The following is a 1,106-nucleotide window of genomic DNA, read 5'->3' as shown; positions in this document are numbered from 1 at the left end:
GGCAGTTGAAGACAACAAGGCAAAAAATGCTGCGATTGAAGCTGAGAATGAAGCGATTAAACAACGTAATGAAACTGCAAAAGCAACTTATGAAGCGGCGATGAAGCAGTATGAAGCTGATCTTGCCAAATATAAGAAAGAGTTCGCAGCTTATACTGCAGCACTCGCAGAAGCGGAGAGTAAAAAGAAACAAGATGGTTATCTTTCAGAACCAAGATCACAATCGTTGAACTTTAAATCAGAACCAAATGCAATACGAACAATTGATTCATCTGTACATCAATATGGGCAGCAGGAATTGGATGCTTTGGTAAAATCATGGGGGATTTCGCCAACAAATCCTGATAGGAAAAAATCTACAGCATATTCATATTTCAATGCAATCAATTCGAATAACACTTATGCAAAGCTTGTATTAGAAAAGGATAAACCAGTCGATGTTACCTATACTGGTCTAAAAAATTCAAGTTTTAATGGTAAGAAAATTTCAAAAATAGTTTACACTTACACATTAAAAGAAACAGGTTTTAACGATGGAACCAAAATGACTATGTTTGCCTCGAGTGATCCAACTGTGACAGCATGGTATAATGATTATTTTACTTCTACAAACATTAATGTAAAAGTCAAGTTTTATGATGAAGAAGGTCAACTTATGAATCTCACAGGAGGATTAGTTAATTTTTCATCTCTAAATAGAGGTAACGGTAGTGGGGCAATTGATAAAGATGCAATTGAAAGTGTTAGAAACTTTAACGGTCGATATATTCCAATTTCTGGTTCATCTATCAAGATTCATGAAAATAACTCTGCTTATGCAGATTCATCAAATGCAGAAAAATTGCTAGGCGCTCGTTGGAATACATCGGAATGGGATACAACCTCTAGTCCAAATAATTGGTACGGAGCTATTGTCGGTGAAATAACTCAATCTGAGATTAGCTTTAATATGGCTTCTTCTAAAAGTGGAAATATTTGGTTTGCTTTCAATTCAAACATTAATGCAATTGGGGTTCCGACGAAACCTGTTGCACCAACAGCTCCAACTCAACCAATGTATGAGACAGAGAAACCACTGGAACCAGCTCCAGTAGCACCAAACTACG

Annotated in this window: 1 protein-coding gene; it reads left to right on the top strand. The window is 36.3% G+C overall.

Going from position 1 to position 1,106, the window contains the following annotated elements; genetic code table 11:
• A partial coding sequence (locus tag HMPREF2655_RS02945; protein ID WP_306806780.1) for a GbpC/Spa domain-containing protein occupies positions 1-1,106 on the top strand: 1,106 nt, incomplete at both ends.

Origin of the sequence: Streptococcus sp. HMSC066F01 (assembly GCF_001837335.1) — a bacterium.
Taxonomy (GTDB): domain Bacteria; phylum Bacillota; class Bacilli; order Lactobacillales; family Streptococcaceae; genus Streptococcus; species Streptococcus oralis_S.
The sequence above is the reverse complement of the archived record's forward strand: the minus strand, read 5'-3'. Positions and strand labels throughout refer to the sequence as shown.